At 70.8% G+C, this 3,110-nt stretch carries 2 protein-coding genes; both read left to right on the top strand.

Translation table 11 applies throughout. From position 1 onward, the window contains the following. Positions 1 to 556: 556 nt before the first annotated feature. Positions 557 to 1,177 carry a single-stranded DNA-binding protein gene (locus ACIQOV_RS34680; protein WP_401054821.1) on the top strand — a complete coding sequence of 207 codons (621 nt, stop codon included), beginning with the start codon at positions 557 to 559 and terminating at the stop codon, positions 1,175 to 1,177. Between the two features lie 357 nt (positions 1,178 to 1,534). After that, positions 1,535 to 2,971, top strand: a complete 1,437-nt coding sequence (locus tag ACIQOV_RS34675; protein ID WP_401054820.1) for a Cys-Gln thioester bond-forming surface protein — start codon at positions 1,535 to 1,537, stop codon at positions 2,969 to 2,971. The last annotated feature ends 139 nt before the right edge of the window (positions 2,972 to 3,110 follow it).

Here is a 3,110-nt window from a genome sequence, read left to right as displayed (position 1 = left end):
GTGGTGGGCCCTCGCCCTGTCGGGGACAGGATAAGGGTGACCGCTTCCCCGGCCGGGTGTGACGACACCGCCGTTGGTGTGTCGGTTCGGTGGAGCGGTCCGATAATCGCAGGTGAAGGCCGTGAGTGCAGCGGTCTGGGAGTGTTCCGCGCCGGACGTTGTGCAGTCGTTACGGGGCTGCCTCCTCACCCGTTATGGATTCGGCACGGAGAATGTGCCGCCGACGGGGCGGGTGGGGGGTCTTTATCGCCGTTGCGCCGGTCGGATGACGTGCGCGGACGGCCGTCCGGGTGCGTTCCGGAGCCTGTTCCCCGGTGGCTTCCGGGGCGTGCCGGCGGGGCGGCGAGCAGCGGGTTTGTTGTCATGGCCGCGAAGATTCGGGCCATGCAGAGGCTGCGGGAGGCTGAAATTCACCCCCGCGAGTGACAAAAGTTTCCACAGGCCTGAGTTATCCACAGGATTTCGGAACTCGGTGGCCGGGATTTCCCCCGAAGTGCACGCTCAAGGCGCACCGGTCGATTCCGTACGGTGCATCGGCGGGAACGGAGGGTGTGCCGTGAACGAGACGCATGTGACGGTGGTCGGCAATGTGGCGACGGAGGTGAGCTACGGCGAAACCGGCGGCGGGGTGCCGATGGCCAACTTCCGGCTCGCCTGCACCGAGCGGCGGTACGACCGGCAGCGCGAGTGCTGGGTGGACGGCGAGACGCAGTGGGTGACGGTGACGGCCCGGCGGGCGCTGGCGGTCAATCTGATCGGCTCGCTGGCCAAGGGGGATCCGGTGCTGGTGAGCGGCCGGCTGCGGGTGCGGGAGTGGGCGGACGGGGAGGTGAGGCGCAGCCGGGCCGAGATCGACGCGCGATCGGTCGGACACGACCTCACCCGTGGTACCACGGCGTTCCGGTGGGCGGCGGGGGTGCGCGGGCAGCCGCCGGGCGGCCCCGGGCCGGCCGGGGCGGAGACGGGTGACGAGGTGGTGCCGGAGTGGATCGTCAGCGCGGTGGAGGCGCGCAGGGGCTCCTCGTCGCGGTCCGGGGCGGGCTCCCCGGCGACCCCGGCGGCGGTGGCGGCACCCGCCGTGCGGGCGCTGCCGCCCGGCGGGAGGCCGGTCGCGGGGGAACCGGGGGAGGTGGACGGGAGGGCACGGGGAGGTGGCGCCGCGGATGTGCCGACCTGACCGGTCGGGTGACCTTCCCTGTCGACAAATATGTTGATCGAGAACGTCGTTGCGCCCGCACGCGCAATCCGACCGCATAACAGAAAACCGTCCGTGAGTTTCTGCCGGGCCGTCAGCTTGTGTGGGACCTGAGGGGATTGATAACGATCCAGATACGGAATCGTCCTGATTTCGCATGGGGGTTTCGGGGCCTCCGGGGCTCAATAGGATTCGTCTGGTTCATACCCGCAGCAGTGCCACAGGGGGCACGCGCGGATCGGCAAGTCGGCGGGGACTGCCCACTCGGTGCGGCCCGGCCCGGAGGGATCCCAGATGTTCCAGAGGCAGGGGCTGAGTCTGTCCCGGATAACCACTGTCATGCTCACGACCAGCTTGGCGCTGGGCGGAGGCCTGTTCGCGGCCGGTGCGGCGGCCGCGGCCGGCGCACCGACCTCGGGCGTGACCGCCGAGGTCCAGAACGAGATGCTCGGCGAGAAGATCGACGTCGAGGGCAAGGGGACCGTCGACGGCGGCCTGTTCACCCTCAAGACGGACGCGGGCGAGAAGCTCCGGACGTACTGCATCGACTTCGACAACCCGGTCTACCTGGACAGCAACGCCAAGTACCACGAGGCGGACTGGGCCGCGAGCTCGCTCAACAGCAACGCGAACGCCCCCAAGATCCGCTGGATCCTGGACAACTCGTACCCGCAGGCCAGCCTGGCCTCCCTGGCCACGGCCATCCACGTCGACGGTCTGAGCGAGGCGGACGCCGCCGCCGGCACCCAGGCCGCGATCTGGAAGTTCTCGGACAACAAGAACGCCGTCCCGCGCAACGACAAGGCCAAGAAGCTCCGCGACTACCTCGTCGGCGACGCCAACAAGGGTGTCGCGGCCGAGCCGAAGCCCTCGCTGACCCTCGCCCCGGACTCGGTCTCCGGCAAGTCGGGCGGCAAGCTCGGCCCGTTCCTGCTGAACTCCAGCGCGAACGAGGTCAAGCTGACCGTCACCGGCGACGCCGCGGACAAGGTCAAGCTGCTGGACAAGGACAACAAGCCGGTCGGTGGCGCCCTGGCGGGCCCGATCAACAAGGACACCCCGCTGTACCTGGACGTGCCGGCCGGCACCCCGGACGGCAAGGCCGCCATCAACGCCACCGCCGAGGCCACCGTGCTCAGCGGCCGGGTCTTCATGAGCAAGGTGGACAACCGCGGCCGCCACAGCCAGACCATGATCCTGGCCGGCTCCACCAAGGTGAACGTCGCGGCCGGCGCCAAGGCCACCTGGAAGCAGGGCAAGGGCGCGCTGATCGACAGCTCCGCCAAGGAGGAGTGCGCCAGCAACGGTGTGCGGGTGTCCGTCACCAACACCGGTGACGAGGCGGCCACCGTCACGGTCGGCAAGCAGCAGGTCGCCGTCCAGCCGGGCAAGACCGAGAGCGTGCTCGTCAAGGTCGAGGAGAAGGCGAGCTACGACTTCACCGTGACCGGCCCGAACGGCTACTCCAAGCAGTTCACCGGCGTCCTGGACTGCAAGACCGGCGTGACCCCGACCCCGGCCCCGACCACCCCGGCCGCGACCGGCACCCCGTCCGGCGGCCCGTCCGTGACCCCGTCGGGCACCCCGAGCACCGGTGCCGGCCAGCCGACCCCGGCGACCACCAGCGCCGCCCCCGGCACCGGTGGCCTGGCCCAGACCGGTGCCAATGACTCCACCCCGATCCTCGCCGCCGTCGCCGGTGGCCTGGTCGTGGCCGGTGGCGCCGCCGTCTTCGTCCTGCGCCGCCGCGGCCGTCACGGTCGCACCACCGCCTGAACCGACTGAACCGCCCGAGCGGGCCGGGAGGCGCTGACCTCCCGAGACCCTGAGAGCGGCAACCGGCCCGGCTCCCCGCACCCGTGCGGGGAGCCGGGCCGTCGCGTTCGCGGGGCGGGGCGGAAGGGGCGCTGGTGGC

The organism is Kitasatospora sp. NPDC091257, from assembly GCF_044757675.1.
GTDB classification, from domain to species: domain Bacteria; phylum Actinomycetota; class Actinomycetes; order Streptomycetales; family Streptomycetaceae; genus Kitasatospora; species Kitasatospora lactacystinica.
Note: the sequence above shows the minus strand (reverse complement) of the source record. Positions and strands in the feature narration are given on the sequence as shown.